A 20,356-nucleotide genomic window follows, 5' to 3' on the forward strand; every position below is an offset into this window, starting at 1 on the left:
GCATCGGGTGAGTCCTCTTCGGTTGATTGGGAGTGTCACTTTCAGAATTATCTGGCTTAATGTTTCAGCAAGATTGGCGTTTGTTCTGCGACGGCGGAGCCGGTTCAATGGGCGCAGGAACTTCTACCTCACTGAGGCCAATGTTGAATCAAGAACTTGCAACCAGCAATACCGATCTGTCGGTTCTGGAACCACGTTCGCCCGCCATCATGATGGGAGAGCTACGGTCTACTAAGGAATATAAAAGGCATACAGCTTGTTGTTACCTGTTCCTCCAAACCGCTTATAGCCGGATCCCCAGTAGAGTGTTCCATCGACAATGGCAGGCGCACCAAATACTGATCCCCCGCTTGGGAAAGACCACAGCACCTGACCGGTTGCGGAACTCAACGCATACATATATCCCGCCGCATCGAGAGACCCAACATAAACGACCCCGTTCGCAGTGCTCATGGAAGATATAGCTGAAGCGCCATGGGTTGGTTCCGGAGTCTGCCAGAGAATCTTTCCGGTTTTCATGTCAAGTGCGCTCCAGAATCCCCAATTGATGCTCTGGCCGGAGGCAAGAGTCCATGTGGCCGCTGCGGAGTTCGCCGAGGCGACAAAGATGCGTGAACCATCGCTGGCAGTGCCCCAAAGAATGCCGCCGAGCTGGCCACCGGGACCTACGGGCACAGACCAGATGTACTTGCCCTTTGCCGCATCAAACATGTTAAATACTCCGCTCTTCTGGCCAGCTCCAACGACATTGTTGAAGAGGTTTGGGCCGCCGCCGCCGAAGTCGTAGTCGAGGCCCTGAATGGTGGGGCAGTTGGGGCCGGGCGGAGTGAGATGACAGGCAAGATTGTAAGTGTCATAAACGGAAGGCCTCTGCCACCACACGGGCTCGCCCGTTGTAAGGTTCAGGGCAACAATCGCGTCAAACATGTCGGAAGCCAAGGCGCATCGCTTGGTGGTGTTATGAGCGGCATTTGCTGCGGCCTGGCAGGCCTGCACGCTAGAAGGCACACTGTAATTATTTCCGGTAGTTGTGAAAAGAAGATTGCGGCCAACGTCGATCGCTGGCGGACTCCAGATTGCTGCACCGCTGTACTGATTTGGCTGGCCATTGTTGTCAGGCGTCATATAGGTTTGCCACAGCTTGGCACCGGTTGTGGCATTCAGCGCAACTATGCTGCCGCGAAATGTGCAGCAGGCATAACCCTTCTGTTGGGTTAAACCTTCCTCTTCGGAAGAGATCCCTACGTAAGCAACGTTGTTGTAGACGACGGGAGAGCCGGTGATGATCGCAGCTTTATTCGCATCAACCTGCGTAATCCACAGCAGCTTGCCGTCCGCTTGGTTCACGGCGAAGACGTGCGCGCCGGCATGTTTCTCGGTGACCGACAAGTTGTCGCCGAGAATGATTTCGTTCATGTAGACGGCCGGACTCACCCTAGCAATAGCGTTCGGCATTCCGACGTAGCTTGTAATAGTTTGCTGCCAGATCTTAATACCGGTGGTGGCGTTGACGGCATAGAGGTTCCCAGCTGAATCAGGAAAATAGACCACGCCGCCACTCACAGTCGGGGTAGCAGTGACATCTCCGACAGTGGTAAAAGCCCACTTAACCGCGAGCCTACCCACGTTCAACGCAGAGATGCTCTTCTCTGCGGGCTGTGACCGGAGGTTGGTGAGACCTTGGCCAACGCTGGTCCACGCTGCGGTTGTCTGCGCGAATGAGGACACTGAAAACACGATAACCGACATGAGTACCGAGAAGAGCGAGCGAAGCATGAGGCACACCTTGACTCTTACTTTCCAGCTTAGAGGTTGAAACTGAACCCACGGCACTAAAGTGGCTCAGATAGGCAGAGTGACGCGAGGGCATCTGGCGAAACCTTCTCTCAGTCACGGCGCACGTTGAGCGGACATAAATTCCACCAAACACAATGACTAAGTGTTTGGTGATGCTCACGATTTCAAGAGAGTGTTGTCAATTAGATCTTAAGCGCAGAGTGCGTATAACGTTAAAATCAGTGTGTAGCACTTAAAGTAACTTGCCGCGTGGTTACGCAAGTTACTTGGTACCGGAAACTACTTAATAAGCGACTGCTGTTGGTCTACATGCATGGGAATTCTTGCATTGCGCATATGCCCTGAGGTGCTCTTAAGTGCGCTGCCATGCATTACCTGCTTACTCTTCACGGCCACGCGTTCCCAAATAAACGGGCTTTGGGTGAGATCGCAGGCGCGATAACAGCCATGCCTCAACGGGCGCACTGACATGGCTACGCTATGGCTTTAACTTCGTTGCGACGGACCAGATTTCCGCGTACTCGATCTCCAGGGTGATTTTGCCGCGTGTGAGCGGAATGAAGTTTAGTGGCGTTGCTTGGGTCGGGCTGCTGCAGGTTTATGACAGTGTTGTTGACCCGGCCATTGATGAGGCGCGATCGCCCTGCCAGATGACTTCGACGGTGCTCCAGTAACTCTGCCGAAGTGAAGCTTGTCAGCCTACGACCGAAGGCGGGGGCCATCGAGATGCACTTGCGCGCCTGCCGAAGTGACTCAGTCGGTCCAGACTGCAACAGAAGCTCGAGCCGAGTTCATAGCCGCTATGTTCGCTTCCTTGGCGATCTACCTTGGGAGGGCCTGCCTGTGCGGATCGTGCTCGAGAGCAGGAGGTTCTTCTGCCGGGAGCTGGCATGCGCCCGCAGGATCTTCACTGAGTCGCTGCCCAGCACGGTGCGCCACTCGCACGCCACAGCGCCCGCTTGAGTGAACCCTCGCACTGGGAACGCTCAGTCTGAGAGGTGCAGCCGGAGCTCGGCTGGCACACAGGCTGGGCTTACTTGTAAGTGGCTCGAGTCTCCTTCGGCATCTGCGCCGGCGGTCGCGGACAACTCCGTTAGAGGCGCCTCGCGTGCTGGGCATCGATGACTAGGCCTGGCGTAAGGGCCATCGCTATGGCACGATCCTGTGCGATCTGGAGCAGCGAAGAGTCATTGACCTGCTGCCGTGTCGTTGTTCTAGTTATTTGGGTTCTGGCGCGCTTTTGGTGAAGCGGGCACGTGAACTCGCGAACGCGTATACCCGCGTTGATGGCTGCAACTCTGAAGGTGGCGAGATGGGGAGCCACAAGCGCTTCTGATCCGAACCATGACCTCACGCAGGCTCAGTTCGCTCAGGCGATTGCTGGTCAGTAACAGTCCTGGTTACCTGGCGCCGGTCTCTGAACCAGTTGTAAATGCAATTTCTATTGAGCTGGTGCTTTGGTTTGGAGATGAGATCAGGGCCATGGCCCTGATCTCATCTCGGCCGTTTGGATTCCTGTACATCACTGGTAATTCCAGTGAGTTATGGGCCGCTCTACAGTACTCCTGCTCGCATTCTGCCAGCTTCTGACGCACCTCGTTTAGAGTGCGAAACCAGCTGGGTGGAGGCACTCATAACGCAGCCGGACGTGGAAGCTCCCGAGTAGCTATCGTTTGCTAAGAAAATCGGCCTCACCGATCACGATGTCCTGGGCTCGGGCGAGGCCGTTGGCCTACTACTGTCACTGTCCCTGCAACTGCGCTGTGCTCGAAGTACTCGGGTTGTAAGGAGCAGCAGGCGAGCTTGCCGCCTGCACGGAATGCGTTCCGGGGCCGGTGACGGATACGCCGGTGAGCACCGCCTGCGCAGTTTGTGTTGGTTTATCTAAAAGCACGCCAGGCCCCACAAGCAGATCCGGATTGCCGTCACCGTTCATATCAGCGCTCAGGATGCTGGCGTAATACTGCCCGCCAGCGTATGGCTTTGCGAGCGGAAGTATTGTTGACGTGAAGGTGCCCTGTCCGGTTCCAAACAGCACCGTTTGGTAGCCGATTCCCTCGTACGTCGAGCTGGTGGCTACGGCGATATCTTCTAAGCCATCCTGGTTGAGATCGGTCAATGCCAATGCATTGGGCTGAGTCGCGCCGTCAAATGGAATGGAGGCAGCAGCGGTGAACGATCCATTTCCGTTGCCGAGTAGAACGGAAACCGCGTAGTTCACTTGGCTTGCCACGGCTAGATCAACTTTTCCGTCCGCGTTGAAATCCCCACCAATCATCTGCGTGGCATTCGCGACTGCTGTCAATCCAGCGCTGGTAAATGTCGCACCAGCCGATCCAAGAAGGACCTCGATCGAGTTATCTTCGGCTGCTGCCAGGTCCTGAATACTATCGCCATTCACGTCGGCAACGACCAGACTGATTGCAGCACTCGCCAGTGGTGCAACCTTCCTACGGAAGGTTCCATCGCCCTGCCCAATGAAAAGCGAAACCGCGCTCACGCCATTACTCGTTGTCGCTAAGTCTGCTATGCCGTCCCGATTGAAATCACCGACCGCGATGGTGTTCGTATAAGCCACACCAGGATAGGCTACAGCTGTCTGGAATGTTCCATCCCCTTCACCCAAAAGGATGATGAGTTTGGCATCCGTATAGCTTGTCGCCGCAATGTCCTGGAAGCCATCTCCGTTGAAGTCACCTACCGCAAAGGTATTGACAGAGTAGCCGACCGGGAAATTGACCGCCCGTACCGGGAACCCACCGGTTCCATCGCCGAGCACCACGCCCACGCTATTGTTTAATCCGACACCGGCAAGGTCAGGAATTCCGTCATCGTTAAAGTCACCCACTGTGTAATTGGCAGGCAGATTGACACTATTCGGAGCGACGATTAGGGATAGACCCGGGGTGCTGCTTCCAAGTGAACTTACTCCCAGTTGCGTCGGCTGCGGTTGACTCGTGGTCAGATCTGTAAAGAAGACATTCCCTGTGAGTGCTGCCGCAGAACCGGTTCCGACCACCGTGGCCGTGAGTGTGTAGTTGCCCGGAGAGCCGGTAGCCACTAGCGTCGTCTTCGTCGGGAACTTGCCGTTGACAGTCAACATTTCGTTGGAAGAAACACTGGGTTGAAACTGTTTGACCACTCCCAGGAACTCCGCTCGGTATGCCCGTGAGCCAGGGCCGGGAACGATGCTCAGGGTGGCCGTGCCCGAGGGTGTTAGCTGTGCGACTCCCAACAGGTGTAGATCAGTGCATCTCGGTGCAGACGCGTCGCAAAATCGAACCTGGCCGGTTGTAAGCGGCGCCGTCGAACTTTGCACCTGTGCAACGAGTTGGACTGAAGTCTGTTTGGGAACCCTGTTCACTAGAGCGCCGCTTGATTTCACCGAAAGCAGAGTACTGGTTGGCACCGCTGATTGGGCATAAGCAATCGTTGAGCTACCTGCGGCGCAGGCGGCCGCCACAACCGCCAAAGCTACTGGCATGGAAAAGACTTTACGAGCAAGCATGAGAGGGTCCTGGGACAACGTGAATGAAGCGTTTAGACACTACAAACGTTCTTATGTCACAACGAAAACTGTTCCCGCGCGACGAGCATGGTGATGCCTTCAAGAATGGGTCCTGAGCATGAGTTGCGTGACTATAACAGCAGTATTCCTTCAAACGCCATGGAGTGTCTGGAAATGACACCGCTCTTTCGGTCCTCTCTGCCTGGTTTAACCAAGTTCTCACAACGCGGCTGACCTGATCTGGAAAAGGTCCTCCTTCATGTCGGCCAGCCGCTTCGCTTCGTGCTGCGCATCCATCAAGGCTTTGCGTTGGTCCAACAACATCGAAACTTGGCGAGCAAGCGACTCCAGGGCGGCTAGTTGCTTAAGTGACAGTGTTCTTGGAACGGTGTCAATCACGCACACCGTTCCAAGAACATAACCGTCCTGGACTATGGGAGCGCCAGCGTAGAACCGGATGTTTGGATTGCCCAGGACCAGTGGATTATCGCGAAAGCGCGGATCCGTCCGCGCATCTTCTACGACAAGTGTTTCTCTCGTTGATATCGTATTGGCGCAAAAGCTTTGTGTTCGCGGGGTCTCTCGTGCACCCAATCCAACTTCAGACTTGAACCATTGCCGCTGTTCATCGACGAAGGAGATCAGCGAAATCGGAGTACCGCAGATGAAAGACGCAAGCGCCGTCACATCCTCATAGCCCTGCTCCGGGAGTGAGTCGAGGACCGCAAAGCTCCGTAATTTCTCAAGTCGAGCCAGTTCTTGGTCGAGCTGCGGCTCTTCTGCAGGAAGCACAGTCGATTTTCTCACGTCTTAAATGACCTCTCTGCCTACCGTTACTGCCTCGCCCAAAATCCACGGCTTGCGAGTCAGCTACGACGACGGCGCTCGAGTGAAGACTCTGCGGATCTTGAAATGTCGCTTTGAGCGATATTTGGCGTAGACCTTTGAGCGATAACTGGCGTAAGGAGCCGTCGGAGGCGACCCTGCACCATCCATCTGAGTCTGTGCTCGATCAGCAGAATTAGAGCTGGTTGCAGGCATCCGGAAGGGGCTCGAGCTTGATTGACAGTTCACCTCAGCGATGAGACGGGATGAACCTTGCGCCAGAAAGCTCCCAAGAAGTTACGCCACTTTGCGATCCAAACAACACACAGGGCGAGTGGTAAACGCCTCTCGCCTCCCTTTCTCAAGTTTTGAAGGAGGTCTGCCCCTGTCTCCGGAATGCGCCGGCAAGAAGCACCGGGCCATTCTTCCGCCACCCCCCTCTGCGGGGACACCCCGCAACGCCCCAAGAGCAATTCCCGCGCTACGCGCCGAGCTAGGTAACCAAACCTGCTGTGGGACTCCGTCCCTGGCGCGCGCAAGCTGATGGAAAAAGCTCCGTGCAGCTCCAGGTGTTCGCTTCCTCCGTGCCTCCGGCATGCCCTTACGGGCACTTTTCCGCACAGCCTGCACTTGCCGCCCCTGCTGGCGTGGGCCAGGGCCAAGGCGTGTTTGAAAGCAAACACAGCACAGCCATTCAAAACGGAGAAGCCCACCATGACCAGCAACGCAACCGCAAACAACGTCACCACCCTTCCCTCCACACCGAATCCCCAGACCTCCAAGGAAGTGATCGCCGCCAACGTTCAGCTCCTCATCGAGCAGCTTGAGGCAGGACACTCCGAAGGCCTCACCGCCTACCTCACCGCCATGGGCAGGTTTCATAACTACAGCTTCGGCAACATCCTTGAGATCGCACGACAGATGCCCGAGGCGACCCGCGTTGCAGGCCTCTATGCGTGGAACCAGCTTGGACGTTGCCGTTATAAGGAAGCCGGAGACCGCGAAGAACATCTGCACCCCATACTGTCCGTTCCACACAAGGGAGGAAACCACCTGACGTGGGAGACCCTGCGTGTACGGCACGCGCGCGAACAGAAGCTGCATGTTCACGTGGTTCATCAACACGAAGAAGATCGCGAGGCCCCGAATAAGGTCGACCCCATCCACCCTGTTCCAGCTCTTGGTCTCGGTGTTGCTGCGCTCCAGAGACAGGAAACACCATCGCATCTCGGGATCATGAAAGCCAACCCTGGGCATTTGCGAGAGTTGGTACATAGCCTTGACCCCTATTACGTCAATGCGCATTTCCGCATATTTTTGCTATGCGCATTTCAACAATTCGATACTGTCGTTCAATGCGACAGCGATGTCCTGCTCCGATCCTAGGCAGCGCTCCGTCGTCTGGGACCATGGGCCTGTTACCTCGCGAGGCAGCAAACCGCAGCCGTTGCGCCAAATCGCTCTGGAAGACAGAGCAAAGTAATAATCGAAGCTGAACCTTGACCTCTAAACTGGTTCCGATGTCCATCTCGGAAGCAGCCCAGCTCTACAGCAGCAACATGTCGATCATTCGCGATCGCATCAATCTCGTTCGCAGCGTTCTAGATAATCAAGTCCTTCTCGGGTCTGAAGCCTTCGAGACTGAGCTGGTGTACCTGCAATTCCGAAAAGTGTTGGAGTCCATCGCGTTCTCGTCCCTAGCGGCAAACAAAGAGCAATACGCGTCTCTCCACGCCAATTTCGGCAGACATTGGAAAGCCGAACAGATCCTCAAGGAACTGACCGCGCTCAACCCTGACTTTTACCCGATGCCTTTAGAGGCTCCCATCTCAATGCCGGGATTTCACCACTTCGACTTGGTCACAGATGGATTCCTTACGCGAGAAGACTTCGCCACCCTCTACGACGTGTCGTCTCAAGTGCTACATACACGCAATCCCTACTCAGAGAAGGCCCCTGTCATCCAGGCGAAATACTCTGGCATTGAGTGGACAGCACGAATCCAGCGCCTCCTTTCGATACATTCGGTGCGGCTTCTGAATGGTGAGGTTTTTCTGGTGCAGATCCCCGCGGAGGGTCCTATATTGATGAACCACGGGGCCGCCGGTCAAAACTTAGACCCGGTCCGGGCTGAAGAGAACCGCCGCAACGCTGTGATGTATGGCTGGCTCACGGGGCATCAGACGTTCATAGGCGCCGTGCCGTCTACAGCTGTGCCCTTGCAGCCTGCACCCCAACTTGTGAGCTTCTCACGCCTACCAATATCCAAGTCACCTCCGGGCGTGGATCGACAGCCCAAGGCGCACTGATGTTCACGTGTAGCTGCGGGTCTTCCTCCGCTGTCCCTAATTGACTGTCAAATCCAATACCGATTCCGATGCCCCACGGATGCCGATTTGACCACTCGCGACCTCCGGTTTTATCACCCTACGGGGCAAATACCCCGGAGAGATCGCACACACATGAGCAAACGCAAGAGCCCGCCTAGTCCCAGCCGCAACCCGCACACAAAAGGGGAAAGCTGCTGCATATGCCGCAAGACCACATCATCCTCCAACAATCCTCCGACCCAATCGGGTTCCTCACGCGGATCACGCTGTCTCCCAATCAGACCCTGCCGTCAAAGCTGGAAGAAAGAGCGGCCGATGCAGAGGACAGATCGGAGTAGCACTTAGCCGATCCGTCCACAGTCTTCGCGGTCCGGCGGCGATTCCCTTTGGGAACGTCGCCCGGCAAGCGGGATCCCCTGTTGACCCTTCCTCACAGTCCACCTGTTCCCCAAGAGCTAGCAACCCGATGGCGCCAGGGCTGTTTTGATCGAGCACGAATGCCGAATGAGCAGCTTCCGCTAACGGTCGCGTTTGCTCGCGGCCTCCCACAGCCTAGTTTTCGGACGGCGGTTCCATATGATCGATCACCATGACTTGCACGAAGGCTTTCACAGGAGCAAGCTTCAACCCCGCCTGCTCTTGAATCGCGGTGTAAAGGCCCGGAGGAGCGTTCGGATCGTCTCCGGTGTGGCTCCCAGCTACGGGGCAATAGCCCTGTGATTCATCGGGTGTCCACTTAAGATCGAAATCGTATCGAGAAGGCAAACCAGTTTGATCGACCACGGGCTTGTCCATGAACGCATCCTGCATCCCTTTGGCGACGTCTCCAAGAGAAGCGTTTCGGACCCTAAGGACGGCTTGGCATTTGTACGGGAAGCCCGTGCTGTCGCTTGGCTGACACTTAAGGCTATGAGCAATTGCTCATCTTTGGTACTCGCATCCCTATGCTCAGGAAACGTGTAGCGGCCAGGACGATAAAGCCACGTAAATTGCCCCGTCAAAAGCGCGCAGAAGAGACTGTGGCTGTCATCGTGGAAGCGGCTGCTCGCATTCTTGAGAAGAGCGGGTTCGAGGGATTCAACACAAACGCCGTGAGCAAGAAAGCGGGCGTGAGTATTGGCTCGTTGTACCAGTACTTCCCGAGCAAGAACGCTCTTCTCAGTGCAATCATCGAACGTGAGGCAGCACCTCTGCTGGCGATCAAGGCGCAGGTAGCTCGACTCACTGATTGCCGCATAGCCATGCAGCGCTACATCGCGGCGGCAACCCAACACCAGATGCGTCGCCCTCAACTCGCCAGGCTTATCGACATAGCAGAGAAGCGGGAGATTTTCTCGCGCCGACAAGGGCCCTGATCGTAAAGAGAACGCATTATGAGCACAATCGAAGGTGCCTCCAACAAACTTCGGGAAAGAGTGGAAGGGGCCGTCTGGGGCTATCTCCGATCGAGTTGATCAAGCATTCACTATGACGCCGCTCTGCCGACTCAGCCGGTGAGCGGGATGAAGGCTTCTGACACCATGAACGCCTGTAGGTTCGGTCTAGGCTTGCGCTGCTCCAGAGACCTAGCAATCAGCGGCTGAGAGCCTGTGCAGCGTCAGGTCCCAGCTTCACCAAAAGTGATCCAGAACCAATAAATGTCGTAGTTTGATCACGATATTTGTCGCATTCCGCGCCGGAATCGCTTCCATTCCCTTGGCGTCACGGGCGAGCTAAATCACGCTTGGTAAGGCCCAGCACCCTTCGACCGATTTAGTACTGCTCATAATATTCGAGTCGCAGTTCCCGCTGCTGTGCGAGTCGTTGTTGGCGGTTGGCATTAGCAGCCGCTACGAATCCTTCGTTAAATTCCGTGGCAAATGTATTTGCGCAGTATCCCGCGCGGATGCCGGGGCCCCTAGCTGGACGCTTGGCGACGCGGCTGTCGCTGCTACAACAATGTCGTTTTGCGTCATTTCCATTTTGGGAATGTAGAGCAACCCATGTGTCAGACGGCTCGCTCCATATGCTCGGTATTCCAAAGCACACTTGCGATGCGGGTCCATGCTGCGATTGTTAGCTAATAGGCCCAAACCGGCGCCGTCACCGGCGTGCCGCCGCTGACGGGTACTCAATTTACCTAATTGTTTTCTACGTGCCGGCAATGGTAATGCTCGTCCATCTTCCCGGAGGGAGAAATCGACATGACTATCGCTCATAACAGACAACCCAGAACGTTCCTACTGCTCGCACTCACAATGTGCAGCGTGGCCGCGGCTGCGGGCTTTGGCATCAAGGCTCACGCCACACACGCAATAGTCCGACCACAGACTTGCGTAGGTGCTGGCCACGAAACACCAACCGGTGGCTGTTATGCCAACTCGTCGCATACTGGCAGCCAATGCGGCGCTGACGGAACGTGGGAACCCGGCACTGGCGACTGCTTCTAGTGATAGAAGACCACTGCTGAGCGACAAGCGCTGTTCACTACAGTGGACTCGCTTGTCGCTTTGCAGCCGGACGCAGTGCTACATCAGCCGAAGCATGGAAGAAACAATGTCGAAACTGTTGAACAAGCGGGCATTACTAGGAGCTCTCCCTACAGTTCTCCTCGCCGCATCATTGATGCTCAATCTCGCTCAGTATTGGAACAGCACTAGTAAAGCAAGCAGCTCACGCGTGACGACGCAGGTCCTACCGGCGGTAGGACAAGAATTAGCCTCACTGCACGTCATTACTTCTGACGGTCGTGCGATCTCATTGCCTCTGAGGACCTCTGGCAAGCAAACAGTTCTATACGTCCTCTCACCAACGTGCAAATGGTGCAAGCTGAATCAGAAAACAATTAACTCTCTATCGCAGCAATCAAATGGGCGCTTTCAAGTGATTGGCTTGATGGCGCAGAAGGCAGATAGTGAGTCAAAAAAGGTTCTGAGTTCCTATGCTTTCCCCGTCTACACCGTAGACGCGACCGTTCCATATCAAGGTGTGCCGCTCGATGTAACTCCCCGGACCTTTGTCGTATCCCCAAGTGGCCATGTCGCCAAAAGGTGGGAGGGCGCCTACAGCGATGTCACGCTTCAAGCGATCGCTGCTTTCCTCCACGTAGAATTACCGCAGCCTCATGATTAACCCTCTGCTGATACTTTGGAGCAAAGCTTAGAAAGCGTTCTTTTCTCTTCGGTTTACAGGCCGCCACTCAATGCGTCTTCTTTCCGTCTTGTTCTTCAGTTGTCTGTTATCACAATGTGTCGCTCAAAGTACTGAAGGCACACTGCCAAATGAACTGAGGGATTTCCCTGTATCCATCGTCAAACCGAATGTGAGAAATGATGGCAGATGGCGTGCTCAGTTTGTCGCCACTGGATATACCGCTATGGGAGTGACGCTTAAGCAGATCATCCAGGATGCGTATTTTGTTTATGACGAATCTCGACTCGAGGGTCTGCCAAAGTGGGCAAGTACAGAAAAGTTGGACCTCGATGCGCGCGTTGACACGGAACAGTTAGCGACCTTCGAAAAGCTGAGTACAGAGCAAAAGCAATTACTTCTACAGCGTCTTCTGCATCAAAGATTCGGACTTCAAGCCGGCTTTGAAAAAAAGGCTGGTCGTCAGTACGTTCTGACGATCGCAAAGGGTGGGGCGAAACTGAAGCGGTCAGCCCAAGCAGTAAACGAAAGCAATGAAAAAGGTCTATGGCCAAGCCTAAGACCCGGGAAGATGGTAGCTTCGCATGTTCCCATGGGGGAGTTTGCAAGATCTCTCGGTCTAGTACTTGGCCGCCCCACAATTGATAGGACCGGATTGAACGATCATTTTGATATTGCGCTTGAGTGGCAGCCTGATCTCGATAGCGCAGGGGAGACGTCTGGGCCTTCTGTATTTTCGGCGTTGAAGGATCAGCTCGGACTCGAATTAAGGCTCGATAAGGCGGCAACAGATGTGCTCGTCGTTACGGCAGTTGAACACCCCCAGAGCAACTGAGCATCTTTACTAGGTCCGCAACAGCCAACCTACCGATAAAGGCTGAGTACTATCAGTATCAACACATCAAATGAAAGTGTCGAAACACTATCCAGACGGGAACAGCACAAGGAATCGCGCAGCGGCAGCGATGAGTCAAAACACCCGAGGATCGCGACTAAGCCTTTACAAACCAGTCTGCGAGAGCGGTCAAATCATCCTGCGCGTACTCGCTATTGGTTGTGTAGTTTAAAGTCGAACGAGACGGGGGAGGACGAAATAGTGACGCCGCGGGCGAGAGTGAAAGATGCTCGATTCCCGAAACCGTTTCGTTTCCTTCCGTATCTCCATCAATAACCTTCACGACCAGGCGCATCTCCAATGAAATCCATACTTCGTGGAATGTAATTTTCGGGCCGTCAGCTGAGGCACCGCTACATGTGACAGTTCTAAACCCAGTCACATGGATGCCCTGAATAGTGGCCTCTCCCAGATCTTGCGTAAACACGCCATGCTCGAGATCAGTGTTGAACTTGCGCGGTCGCAAAGCGGAGGTGAGGCGTTGGGCATCGGCGAGTTGAGCCGTGCTTAGGCTTATCTGTATCGCCTGCGATGTGTTCCCTAATGGCCCTTCTCCCCAGTGCCATATCGAACCGACCTTTGGATCAAAAACAAACTGTCGCCAGTAATCGCAGGGCGGCAGCGTGCCATACTCTGGAACGTCGCATTGTTGGTCAAAGGGCTGCGCTCCGATCATGGTGACTGTCCCATCCGCGTCACGAGCTAATAGGACGTGTCCCATTTCCTGAATAAGGGTTTGCTTACCTTTGCCGTCGAGATGTACTCTTCGGGCGAACTTCAAAGCAGAAAATGGGCGACCCTGCACTATCGCGGGCGGCGAGAGATCAGGATCGGTCGATCCAGGTCCGTCAGCATTTGCCCTCTTGGAAACCGTTACGCAGCAAGTCAGGAGTAGTCCTCCGACAGCTACCCTTAAATGCTTCATAGAAGTTCTCCCTCCAGAACGCGCCAGCATTACTTGTGCAAATCGCTACAGCCTTCGATCGCTGCCCGTGCCTATATCACGTTACCGCGTTTAGGACTAAGTTGTCAGTCTAGCGAAAAGCAGAGGCCCTGCACCTCCCCAACCTGATCCATAGCTCTTTGTTGTTGCAGAGGGCCTTGGCTGTGGAACTGTTGCCAGTCATGGAACGTTTGACCGTCCGCCTTTTGCAAGGTCGTCATCTCTGCGCTGAACTCCGCTTTCGCGATGGCGCAGCCATCGTGGCTTGCCTCTGCCCGCTTCAAAGCGCTTCCCGCTGGGCTGTCTAGGGTGGAATGCCACTCGGCTGGGTAGCGCTGCTCTATCTGCTTTTCCCAGAGGGAGAAGGTAGCTGGCATGTCTGCGGCTCCGTCCAAGACGATCAGCTTCTCAACATGCTCGGGGTAGCGTGACGCATATTCCAACGCGATAGTACCGCCGAAACTGTGGCCCATCAGCGAAAGCTTTTGGATGCCCAAGCTCCTCCTCAGAGCTTCAACGTCCTGCACCAGCGTGGTCATGGCGTAATCGCGGTTCACCGGCCGTTCACTACGACCAGAGCCGCGCTCATCAAGATAGATGATCTGTACATGCCCTTCGAGCTGTGCACCGATCGTTTTCTCGAAGCTGTAGCTGTTGTACCCAGCCCCACCATGCAAAAAGAGCGCAGGCGACTTGGCCCGACGCCTTTGACCCGCAACTTTGAACCAAAGCTTAACCCCATTGATCGTCGCTTGATGCTCTCCAGCAGGAAGCGAAACCTGACCAAATGAGCAGGCCGAGGAGCACAGGACGGACGCAAGCGTTAGCTTCAGCAGCATTGCTCTAATGTACGAAGGTCTGCAAGCGAGTTCCACCCGGTTGCGGTCGTGTCTACTAGTCCAGAGAAGAGCCGTTGTTGAAAGTCCGAACGCCTGGGCTCGCTCCGTTCCCTAACTGACGGGATGCGACTTGGTGTGCCTCAAGGGCGTTGGAAGCGTAGGTGTCTTTCTTTAGGGCCAATCGCCGATGCGGACACCACTGAGGCGCCGCTTGTTCGCGACTGATACCCTGCCAATGACATCAGCTCGCCGCGTCTTGGAGCAGGAATGCGTTTTCGTGGTCGGACTGCTCTAATTGCAGCGTCACTGTGGTGGGCATGGAGCGCACTCTGCTATGCCCAATGCCGTTTTAAGCCCAGTGCTCATCGTCAGGTTACATACACCTTCCGACCTGAGATTTCTGCAACAGGCCTCATACTTCACACCGTTCTAGAATTCGAAGTCGGCAGGACCGGCACAGAAGTCCTGGCACTGCCGATGGGATGGGCAGGTGAGAAGCTCCAGTCCATGACCGAACTCCAAGCCGCCTCATCCGAGGCGGTCCTAGTTGAGGGGTCGGATCCAAGTCAGCGCGTGATCCACGCATATCCCGGACGTAGCGTGAGGGTCACCTACGACCTTACGAGAGATTGGACCGGAACCTTTAAACATCCCCTGCAGTTCCATCCCGTTCTGGATCCCGAGTACCTAGAGTTCACTGGAAGCAACGGTCTCGTGCGCCTTGGTCTCGGAAACGACGAGATTGAGACAGCGCACTTTGATTGGAGTGCATTGCCTCGGGGCTGGGTGCTTGCAACAAGCTTCGGCAGCTCCCGCTCGTCCTCCGGTCTTTGCCAAACGAAGACAGCACCATGGCGCGATATACACGGCGCGCTCTACGCTGCAGGAGACTTCCGTCTGCACGACTTCTCCATCAACGGTAAACCGGCCCTGTTAGCCATTCGAGGTGCTTGGCAGTTCTCAGATGAAGACGCTGTCTCAGACATTCGGGACGTTGTTGGGATGGTACGACGCTTCTGGCATGATGACCACTTCCCTTCGTTCCTGGTCACTCTCGCCCCCTACGATCAGGATCACGGTAGCAGTGATGGCAGTGCATTCACAGACGCATTCTGGATGTTCGTCTCCAAGCGCGACCAGATCAAAGGTTTGCTTCCGCAACTAGCGCATGAGTCTTTCCATGCCTGGAATCCTAAGCGGATGGGACGCATCCCCGTGGGCTACGATGAGCGCAACATCAGGTGGTTTGACGAGGGTACGACGGAGTACTACGCTCAGCTGCTCACCCTGCGGGCCGGGGCTATGACGTCCACTGCGTACATCTCCTCACTGAACAAAGACCTCCGGCGCTTTCCAACGAGCACAGACGAATACATCCGTGGGCGAGTGATCTCACTTTGGCTCGACGGAACCATCCGGGACGAATCGCATAATAAACATTCCTTGGACGATGTCATGTTCGACATGGTCAAAGGTGCCTCCAGGCCTTTAACGTTTGAGCGCCTGCTGGCCACCATCGACAAGTACCTCTCGCCCTCCTCTCAAGCGCTGCTGCAGCAGGCCGTGGTCGATTACGGAATGCTGCCGGCGCCAGCTCGAATCCCTCGGCAGGAGTCTTGTGGCAAGGCAGCGGTGGAATCCCTGCCGGCTTACGAGCTCGGTTTCGATCTAAAGATGTCCTCCTCCACCATGACGGTCGCGGGCGTTGCTGATGGTGGTCCCGCCTTCCTTGCCGGACTCCGCAATGGTCAAAAGCTTCTGGGGTTCTCAGTGCGGAACGGCGACACCGACCATTTAGCCACCTTCCGGGTCAGCACCGACTCGGGAGATAAGCGTTTGAGCTACTACCCTCGGGGCTCGTCGGTGGAAGTCTGGCAATACACGGCTACATCAGACAACTGCTTAGGAAGCCTTGAGACGCGCCCCTGAACGGCCTCGTTTTCCGTCGCGACTTATATGCCGCGATCAGTGGACCCTCGGTACCTGGGTAATGGCGGCCGCTTCGCTCTGTTGACCGAAGCCCGACAATTCTAGTGGCTTTACAGTACGAAGGTCCTGAGAAACGTCGTCAGCGAAAGTCGACCAGATCTCCAATCGCCCGGATGGCTCCGCTCCGAAATTGACGAGAATTCTACTTCTCGTTACCGGCGCCTGCTCGCACTATCGACTGGCATGAGAGCGTTTGGCGCTACACGACAAACGCTTCCCGGTGTTTGAGACCACACTTCGCCGTCAAGGTAGGTCACCTTCTCCAGCTGAATCCACCGGACACCAGTCAAGTGGCGTGTGTACACCATCGCCTCGGCACCCGGAAGCGTAAATCTCTCCGAAATCAGGTCCCCGCGATCGCCATCCGACGCTCTTAGCATGGAAGCCTCGTCGATACCGATCAGCTTCACCTGAGCGCTTCTCACTAGTTTGCCATCCGATGTGAGCAGGGCGATCTTGTATGCCAGTCTGTCATGCAAGCGTGCGTTGGTATCCCGATCCACGCTCCGGAGCGCGGGGAGGGTGCGAGGAGAGGCCTCAACACCCACGGGGCAGCTAGTGCTTTGTCCTAGCCGGAGAATGGCTTGATCGTTACGCTGCGCCATCAGAGCAGGAGCTAGGATTACGGCTGCGAAAGTGAGAAGTGAGCGCATCGGTGGCCTCCGTTTCTGGGAAAATCATACTCCAGGACAAGAAATGAGGAACGCCGTTGTCGTCACCTGCGCACCCTCATTCCCGTAGGGTCGGATTTCGGAAACTGCCACCCCAACGGAGTTGTTCTGGGTGTGATTCTCGCTGTTACCGATTAAAGGGATTCTCCTGGACCCAGTGAAAGCCGCGCTGAGTCAGCAGATGCTTTTGCTGGGGCACGGGATCAGTCCACCATGCATGGTAGTTATTGCTGATAGTCGTGTAAAAGAGCGACGCGATGACCAAAGCCTGCAGAACGTAACCAGCGATGCGGAGCCGATGGCGTTCTGGTTTCGGCACGGTAGGCGTTCTGAGAGGAACAGCGCGATGTTGGATGAACACGCTCCAGAGCCGACCCATATCGGGGAGCAACAGAAACATGCTCAGTACGAGCAGCGTTGAAGAAAAGAGTTTGACTGGAACGTCGTAACAGAAATTCAGGGCTACAACGTTCAGGAATACGGCGACGGAGATCAAGGCTCCCAGGGTGGCCGTGCGGCGAAAGAGCAACAGGATGCCAGGAATCACCTCAGCCACACCGGACAATACCGTGTATGGAATTGAGTACCCCATGAAAGTCCAAAGCAAGCCCATAGGGGAAAAGTCACCCAAGCGTTCATTTAACGTGTTCAGGCCTGGCGGACTGAACTGCGCATCGAAGACTTTGCTGAACCCATACCCAAGCAAGGTGGCGGCGAGAGAAATCCGAAGGGCGAGGTGCAGGTAAGCAAAGAGGGTTCGATACTCCTGCCGCACACCGCGGACCGATGCAACGGTCGTCCAAACGACACAGCCGAGCCAAGAAACGAGCACGAGAGCAAGCATGCCGATCCAAGCAAGGGCAGTATCACCCGATCCAGTTTGGTGAGCCACTGCGGCGACGCCGGCCAGGTGGAACACGTGATGCGCCAGCAAGCTTGTGAGCGCCTGAACAGGCCAGGTCAAGATGCGGACAGGCCATGGCAGGAGCCAGTGCTGCAGCAAGGGAGCAAACGCCGTGATCGCCAAGAGCACACCGCTTCGTAGAAGGAAGCCAACCCAGAACAAAGCCACGAAGCGAAAGGCCACTCGTTTCCAATGTGGCCAGACTTCTGCAGTGATTACGTTTCTATTCTCTGGAGGGCCGGTCATGTACGGAACCACTATAAGGGCTACGATTTGGGGCCGTCTATTCCGAATTGCATATTGTGGTACTGGTTGTCACTTTCAGAATTATGTGGCGTAATGTTTCAGCATTATCTGCCGTATGTTCGGCGACGGCCGAGCCGGTTTGACGGGCGTAGGGGCTTCTGTCTTGGCGAGCCAACCGTCGAACAACAACTTGCAACCCACGGGCACCACCGGTCCGTGCCTTCTCAAGCGGCAAACCGCAGCCGTTGCGCCAAATAGCGCTGAAAGACCGCGCCAAGTAATTATCGAAGCTACACTCAGCGGAAGCTCTTTAAGCTATTGGTTTCCTCTGGGCTTCAGTAGCTTAGTCAGATACAGCAGGGTTTGCGGATCATCGGGCTTGAGTTGCAACACTTTTTTATAGAAGACAAGTGCTTCTTGGTCCTGTCCGCGCTCTTGAAACATCACACCCAAATTGAAGTAGGCGGCGACATCATTGGGGTCAATTGCTATTGCGCGTTTATACATGGCAATGGCTTCATCAAGACGTCCTTCTACGATGTAAAGATTCTCCAGATCAACGTGAGCTTGGGCATTCATCGGAGCCAACGTGATTACGCGCCTGTATGCGTCCTCTGCCTCGGCCTGACGGCCCGCCAGCTGGAGTGCCACTCCGTAGTTGAGATTCGTCAAAGCACTGTTGGGCGTAGCCTCAAGCGAATGACCATAGAGTGCGAGGGCGCTCTGCCAGTCGTCCACTCTCCCCACCAATCTCCACGCTCCCCAGCCCATCCAAATGACAAGACACGCAACAACAATCCGGCGTGCAGCGGGGCGCACGCCAGCGACTGCCCCCGCGAGTCCGGCTGCGAAGCCAATCGAGGCGAAATAGACGTAGCGTTCCGCCATGCCTTGATAGATATAGACGAATCCGTAATACGGTAACAGCGTAATGAGGACCACAGCCAGCCCTGCAGTGAGCGCGGGAATCCGCTGCCGCAAAAGGACCATGCCGGCAATCAAGAAGATCAGAGCCGCCCATGCAAAAACAGCTCCGCTCGACAATGCTGTCCCAGGAACGCTCGTGGAGCGTTCGATACTCATGTGTACGGGCAGCACGATTAGTTTGAGATAGTGCCAAAACACTTCAGCAACATTCCAAAAGTGATGCGGCCCTTTACCGGCACGCGTACCCACTGCCCAACGACATGCAAAATAGGCCGTAGCCGCCAGCAGCCCAGCCCCTGCAAGCAAACCCCAGCGATGCCACGGCCGTTGCTCGTTCAGCAGAATATATCCCAACCCAACGAGCACCACTAGCAGAAGGCCCTGTTCGTAAGAGAAATCCGCCAGTAACGCAGCAATCGTAAAAGCCACCAGCCACCCGCTTCCGCCGGATCGCACAAACCCTAACCCCAGCAAAAGAGCGGAGAGAAGAAACATTAAGCAAAGCGGATACGATTGCGCGCTCCCCCAAACCACCGCTTCACTGTTGATGGGCATTCCAAGCCAAATCAAACTCGCTAGCGCAGCAAACAGCGACCGCATTCTCAGTCGGCGCAGCAGCTCAAAAAGCAGCACACCATTTATCCAATGAAGGAATAGACCGGTAAAGTGGAACCCGCCCGGCTGGTCTCCGAACACGTGTTTTTCGATGGCTAGCAGGATCAAGAACATTGGGCGATACGTTCCTTCACCCTTAATCGCCAGTCCCAGACCAAGCGGCAACGGGCTCAACACATACTTCGTCCAAACCTCATGCCATGACAGGAGAATGGTGTTGTTCGCGATCAGACCTATGTCGTCATCCAGGAAGGGAGCATTAATTACCGCCGAGTAAAGAAGGCTCACCCACACCATGGCGACAACGCAAAAGCTCAAAAGCGGATTCTTCGCAATCCATTGGCGCATGCCTTCTTTTCCTGTTTCTTTGTATGAGGTTGTGTTGCGTTCTTGGCGCTTTTCTTTTGACGAACGCCGAGCGGTCCCGCTTCATAGGACACTGCTGATTTGCCTCTACCAACGTGGCGTCGTTCATTGCAAGTCCTCAACCGGAATCAACACACTAGAGCCTGATGCCAGGCTGCTCGCTCTCATGCATGCCTCTACTACGATGAAAGCGTCAATGCGCATTTACGTCAACGCGCATTTTCTACAATCCAATACTGTAGTCCACAGCGACAGCGATCTCGTGCCAGCGATCACGTCAGACACGTGGAGCCAACACCGTGCGATAGGGAAATGGCGGGTGGGCGGTCTGACGCACCCCATGCCGCGTGGAGCCGAAGCCGTTCCTGTTGC

At 55.4% G+C, this 20,356-nt stretch carries 14 protein-coding genes and 2 pseudogenes; 7 read left to right on the forward strand and 9 right to left on the reverse strand.

What is annotated here, in order from left to right:
* Positions 1-231: 231 nt before the first annotated feature.
* Positions 232-1,776, reverse strand: coding sequence for an outer membrane protein assembly factor BamB family protein (locus TERRO_RS15535; RefSeq protein WP_014786651.1), 1,545 nt, complete (start codon positions 1,774-1,776; stop codon positions 232-234).
* 747 nt (positions 1,777-2,523) lie between these two features.
* Here TERRO_RS15535 and TERRO_RS23250 point away from each other — a divergent pair.
* Positions 2,524-2,760 carry a transposase family protein gene (locus tag TERRO_RS23250; RefSeq protein ID WP_245536293.1) on the forward strand — a complete coding sequence of 79 codons (237 nt, stop codon included), beginning with the start codon at positions 2,524-2,526 and terminating at the stop codon, positions 2,758-2,760.
* A 778-nt stretch (positions 2,761-3,538) separates the two neighbouring features.
* Here TERRO_RS23250 and TERRO_RS22230 read toward each other — a convergent pair.
* Both TERRO_RS22230 and TERRO_RS15550 read right to left on the reverse strand, forming a co-directional pair.
* Entirely contained in the window at positions 3,539-5,305 is a 1,767-nt protein-coding gene (locus tag TERRO_RS22230; protein ID WP_014786652.1) for an FG-GAP repeat domain-containing protein, read from the reverse strand.
* A gap of 219 nt (positions 5,306-5,524) precedes the next feature.
* The gene (locus TERRO_RS15550; RefSeq protein WP_245536117.1) at positions 5,525-6,097 is read right to left on the reverse strand and encodes a GAF domain-containing protein; all 573 of its coding nucleotides are present in this window, start codon (positions 6,095-6,097) and stop codon (positions 5,525-5,527) included.
* A 747-nt stretch (positions 6,098-6,844) separates the two neighbouring features.
* Here TERRO_RS15550 and TERRO_RS22805 point away from each other — a divergent pair.
* Positions 6,845-7,105: pseudogene (locus TERRO_RS22805) on the forward strand (DUF1738 domain-containing protein); the annotation flags it as partial.
* 57 nt (positions 7,106-7,162) lie between these two features.
* Here the strand turns inward: TERRO_RS22805 and TERRO_RS23880 are convergent.
* A pseudogene (locus TERRO_RS23880) lies at positions 7,163-7,435 on the reverse strand (hypothetical protein); the annotation flags it as partial.
* Positions 7,436-7,650: 215 nt separating this feature from the next.
* On the opposite strand from TERRO_RS23880, the gene TERRO_RS22240 reads away from it, so the two are divergent.
* On the forward strand, positions 7,651-8,439 hold the full coding sequence (locus TERRO_RS22240) for a hypothetical protein (protein WP_014786655.1): 789 nt from the start codon (positions 7,651-7,653) through the stop codon (positions 8,437-8,439).
* Between the two features lie 573 nt (positions 8,440-9,012).
* Here TERRO_RS22240 and TERRO_RS15565 read toward each other — a convergent pair.
* Positions 9,013-9,378 carry a TIGR03435 family protein gene (locus TERRO_RS15565; RefSeq protein WP_081490657.1) on the reverse strand — a complete coding sequence of 122 codons (366 nt, stop codon included), beginning with the start codon at positions 9,376-9,378 and terminating at the stop codon, positions 9,013-9,015.
* Between the two features lie 101 nt (positions 9,379-9,479).
* Here TERRO_RS15565 and TERRO_RS15570 point away from each other — a divergent pair, with 101 nt between their 5' ends.
* From TERRO_RS15570 to TERRO_RS15580, 3 genes are all read left to right on the forward strand, one after another.
* Positions 9,480-9,815 (forward strand): TetR/AcrR family transcriptional regulator, encoded by a 336-nt coding sequence (locus tag TERRO_RS15570; RefSeq protein ID WP_217164376.1) that lies wholly within the window; start codon positions 9,480-9,482, stop codon positions 9,813-9,815.
* A gap of 964 nt (positions 9,816-10,779) precedes the next feature.
* On the forward strand, positions 10,780-11,571 hold the full coding sequence (locus TERRO_RS15575) for a TlpA family protein disulfide reductase (protein WP_157178397.1): 792 nt from the start codon (positions 10,780-10,782) through the stop codon (positions 11,569-11,571).
* A 70-nt stretch (positions 11,572-11,641) separates the two neighbouring features.
* The gene (locus tag TERRO_RS15580; RefSeq protein ID WP_081490658.1) at positions 11,642-12,424 is read left to right on the forward strand and encodes a TIGR03435 family protein; all 783 of its coding nucleotides are present in this window, start codon (positions 11,642-11,644) and stop codon (positions 12,422-12,424) included.
* A 157-nt stretch (positions 12,425-12,581) separates the two neighbouring features.
* On the opposite strand, the gene TERRO_RS15585 is transcribed toward TERRO_RS15580, so the two are convergent.
* On the reverse strand, positions 12,582-13,409 hold the full coding sequence (locus TERRO_RS15585) for a hypothetical protein (protein ID WP_014786658.1): 828 nt from the start codon (positions 13,407-13,409) through the stop codon (positions 12,582-12,584).
* A 104-nt stretch (positions 13,410-13,513) separates the two neighbouring features.
* Complete coding sequence (locus TERRO_RS22245) at positions 13,514-14,266, reverse strand: alpha/beta hydrolase (protein ID WP_014786659.1); 753 nt, start codon at positions 14,264-14,266, stop codon at positions 13,514-13,516.
* Between the two features lie 507 nt (positions 14,267-14,773).
* On the opposite strand from TERRO_RS22245, the gene TERRO_RS15595 reads away from it, so the two are divergent.
* Positions 14,774-16,195, forward strand: coding sequence for a M61 family metallopeptidase (locus tag TERRO_RS15595; protein WP_157178398.1), 1,422 nt, complete (start codon positions 14,774-14,776; stop codon positions 16,193-16,195).
* A gap of 858 nt (positions 16,196-17,053) precedes the next feature.
* On the opposite strand, the gene TERRO_RS15605 is transcribed toward TERRO_RS15595, so the two are convergent.
* Both TERRO_RS15605 and TERRO_RS15610 read right to left on the reverse strand, forming a co-directional pair.
* Positions 17,054-18,013: a DoxX family membrane protein gene (locus TERRO_RS15605; protein WP_052313366.1), complete on the reverse strand. Its 960-nt coding sequence runs from the start codon at positions 18,011-18,013 to the stop codon at positions 17,054-17,056.
* A gap of 378 nt (positions 18,014-18,391) precedes the next feature.
* Positions 18,392-19,966, reverse strand: coding sequence for a tetratricopeptide repeat protein (locus TERRO_RS15610; protein WP_014786663.1), 1,575 nt, complete (start codon positions 19,964-19,966; stop codon positions 18,392-18,394).
* Between the last annotated feature and the right edge of the window lie 390 nt (positions 19,967-20,356).

Origin of the sequence: Terriglobus roseus DSM 18391 (genome assembly GCF_000265425.1) — a bacterium.
Lineage (GTDB): Bacteria > Acidobacteriota > Terriglobia > Terriglobales > Acidobacteriaceae > Terriglobus > Terriglobus roseus.

What these genes read in the sequence shown, in the direction of transcription:
- TERRO_RS22240 (WP_014786655.1), top strand. Translation starts at nt 7,651, where the DNA reads ATGTCCATCTCGGAAGCAGCCCAGCTCTACAGCAGCAACATGTCGATC.
- TERRO_RS22245 (WP_014786659.1), bottom strand. Translation starts at nt 14,266, where the DNA reads ATGCTGCTGAAGCTAACGCTTGCGTCCGTCCTGTGCTCCTCGGCCTGC.
- TERRO_RS15595 (WP_157178398.1), top strand. Translation starts at nt 14,774, where the DNA reads ATGACCGAACTCCAAGCCGCCTCATCCGAGGCGGTCCTAGTTGAGGGG.
- TERRO_RS22230 (WP_014786652.1), bottom strand. Translation starts at nt 5,305, where the DNA reads ATGCTTGCTCGTAAAGTCTTTTCCATGCCAGTAGCTTTGGCGGTTGTG.
- TERRO_RS15610 (WP_014786663.1), bottom strand. Translation starts at nt 19,966, where the DNA reads ATGCGCCAATGGATTGCGAAGAATCCGCTTTTGAGCTTTTGCGTTGTC.
- TERRO_RS15580 (WP_081490658.1), top strand. Translation starts at nt 11,642, where the DNA reads ATGCGTCTTCTTTCCGTCTTGTTCTTCAGTTGTCTGTTATCACAATGT.
- TERRO_RS15585 (WP_014786658.1), bottom strand. Translation starts at nt 13,409, where the DNA reads ATGAAGCATTTAAGGGTAGCTGTCGGAGGACTACTCCTGACTTGCTGC.
- TERRO_RS15535 (WP_014786651.1), bottom strand. Translation starts at nt 1,776, where the DNA reads ATGCTTCGCTCGCTCTTCTCGGTACTCATGTCGGTTATCGTGTTTTCA.
- TERRO_RS23250 (WP_245536293.1), top strand. Translation starts at nt 2,524, where the DNA reads ATGCACTTGCGCGCCTGCCGAAGTGACTCAGTCGGTCCAGACTGCAAC.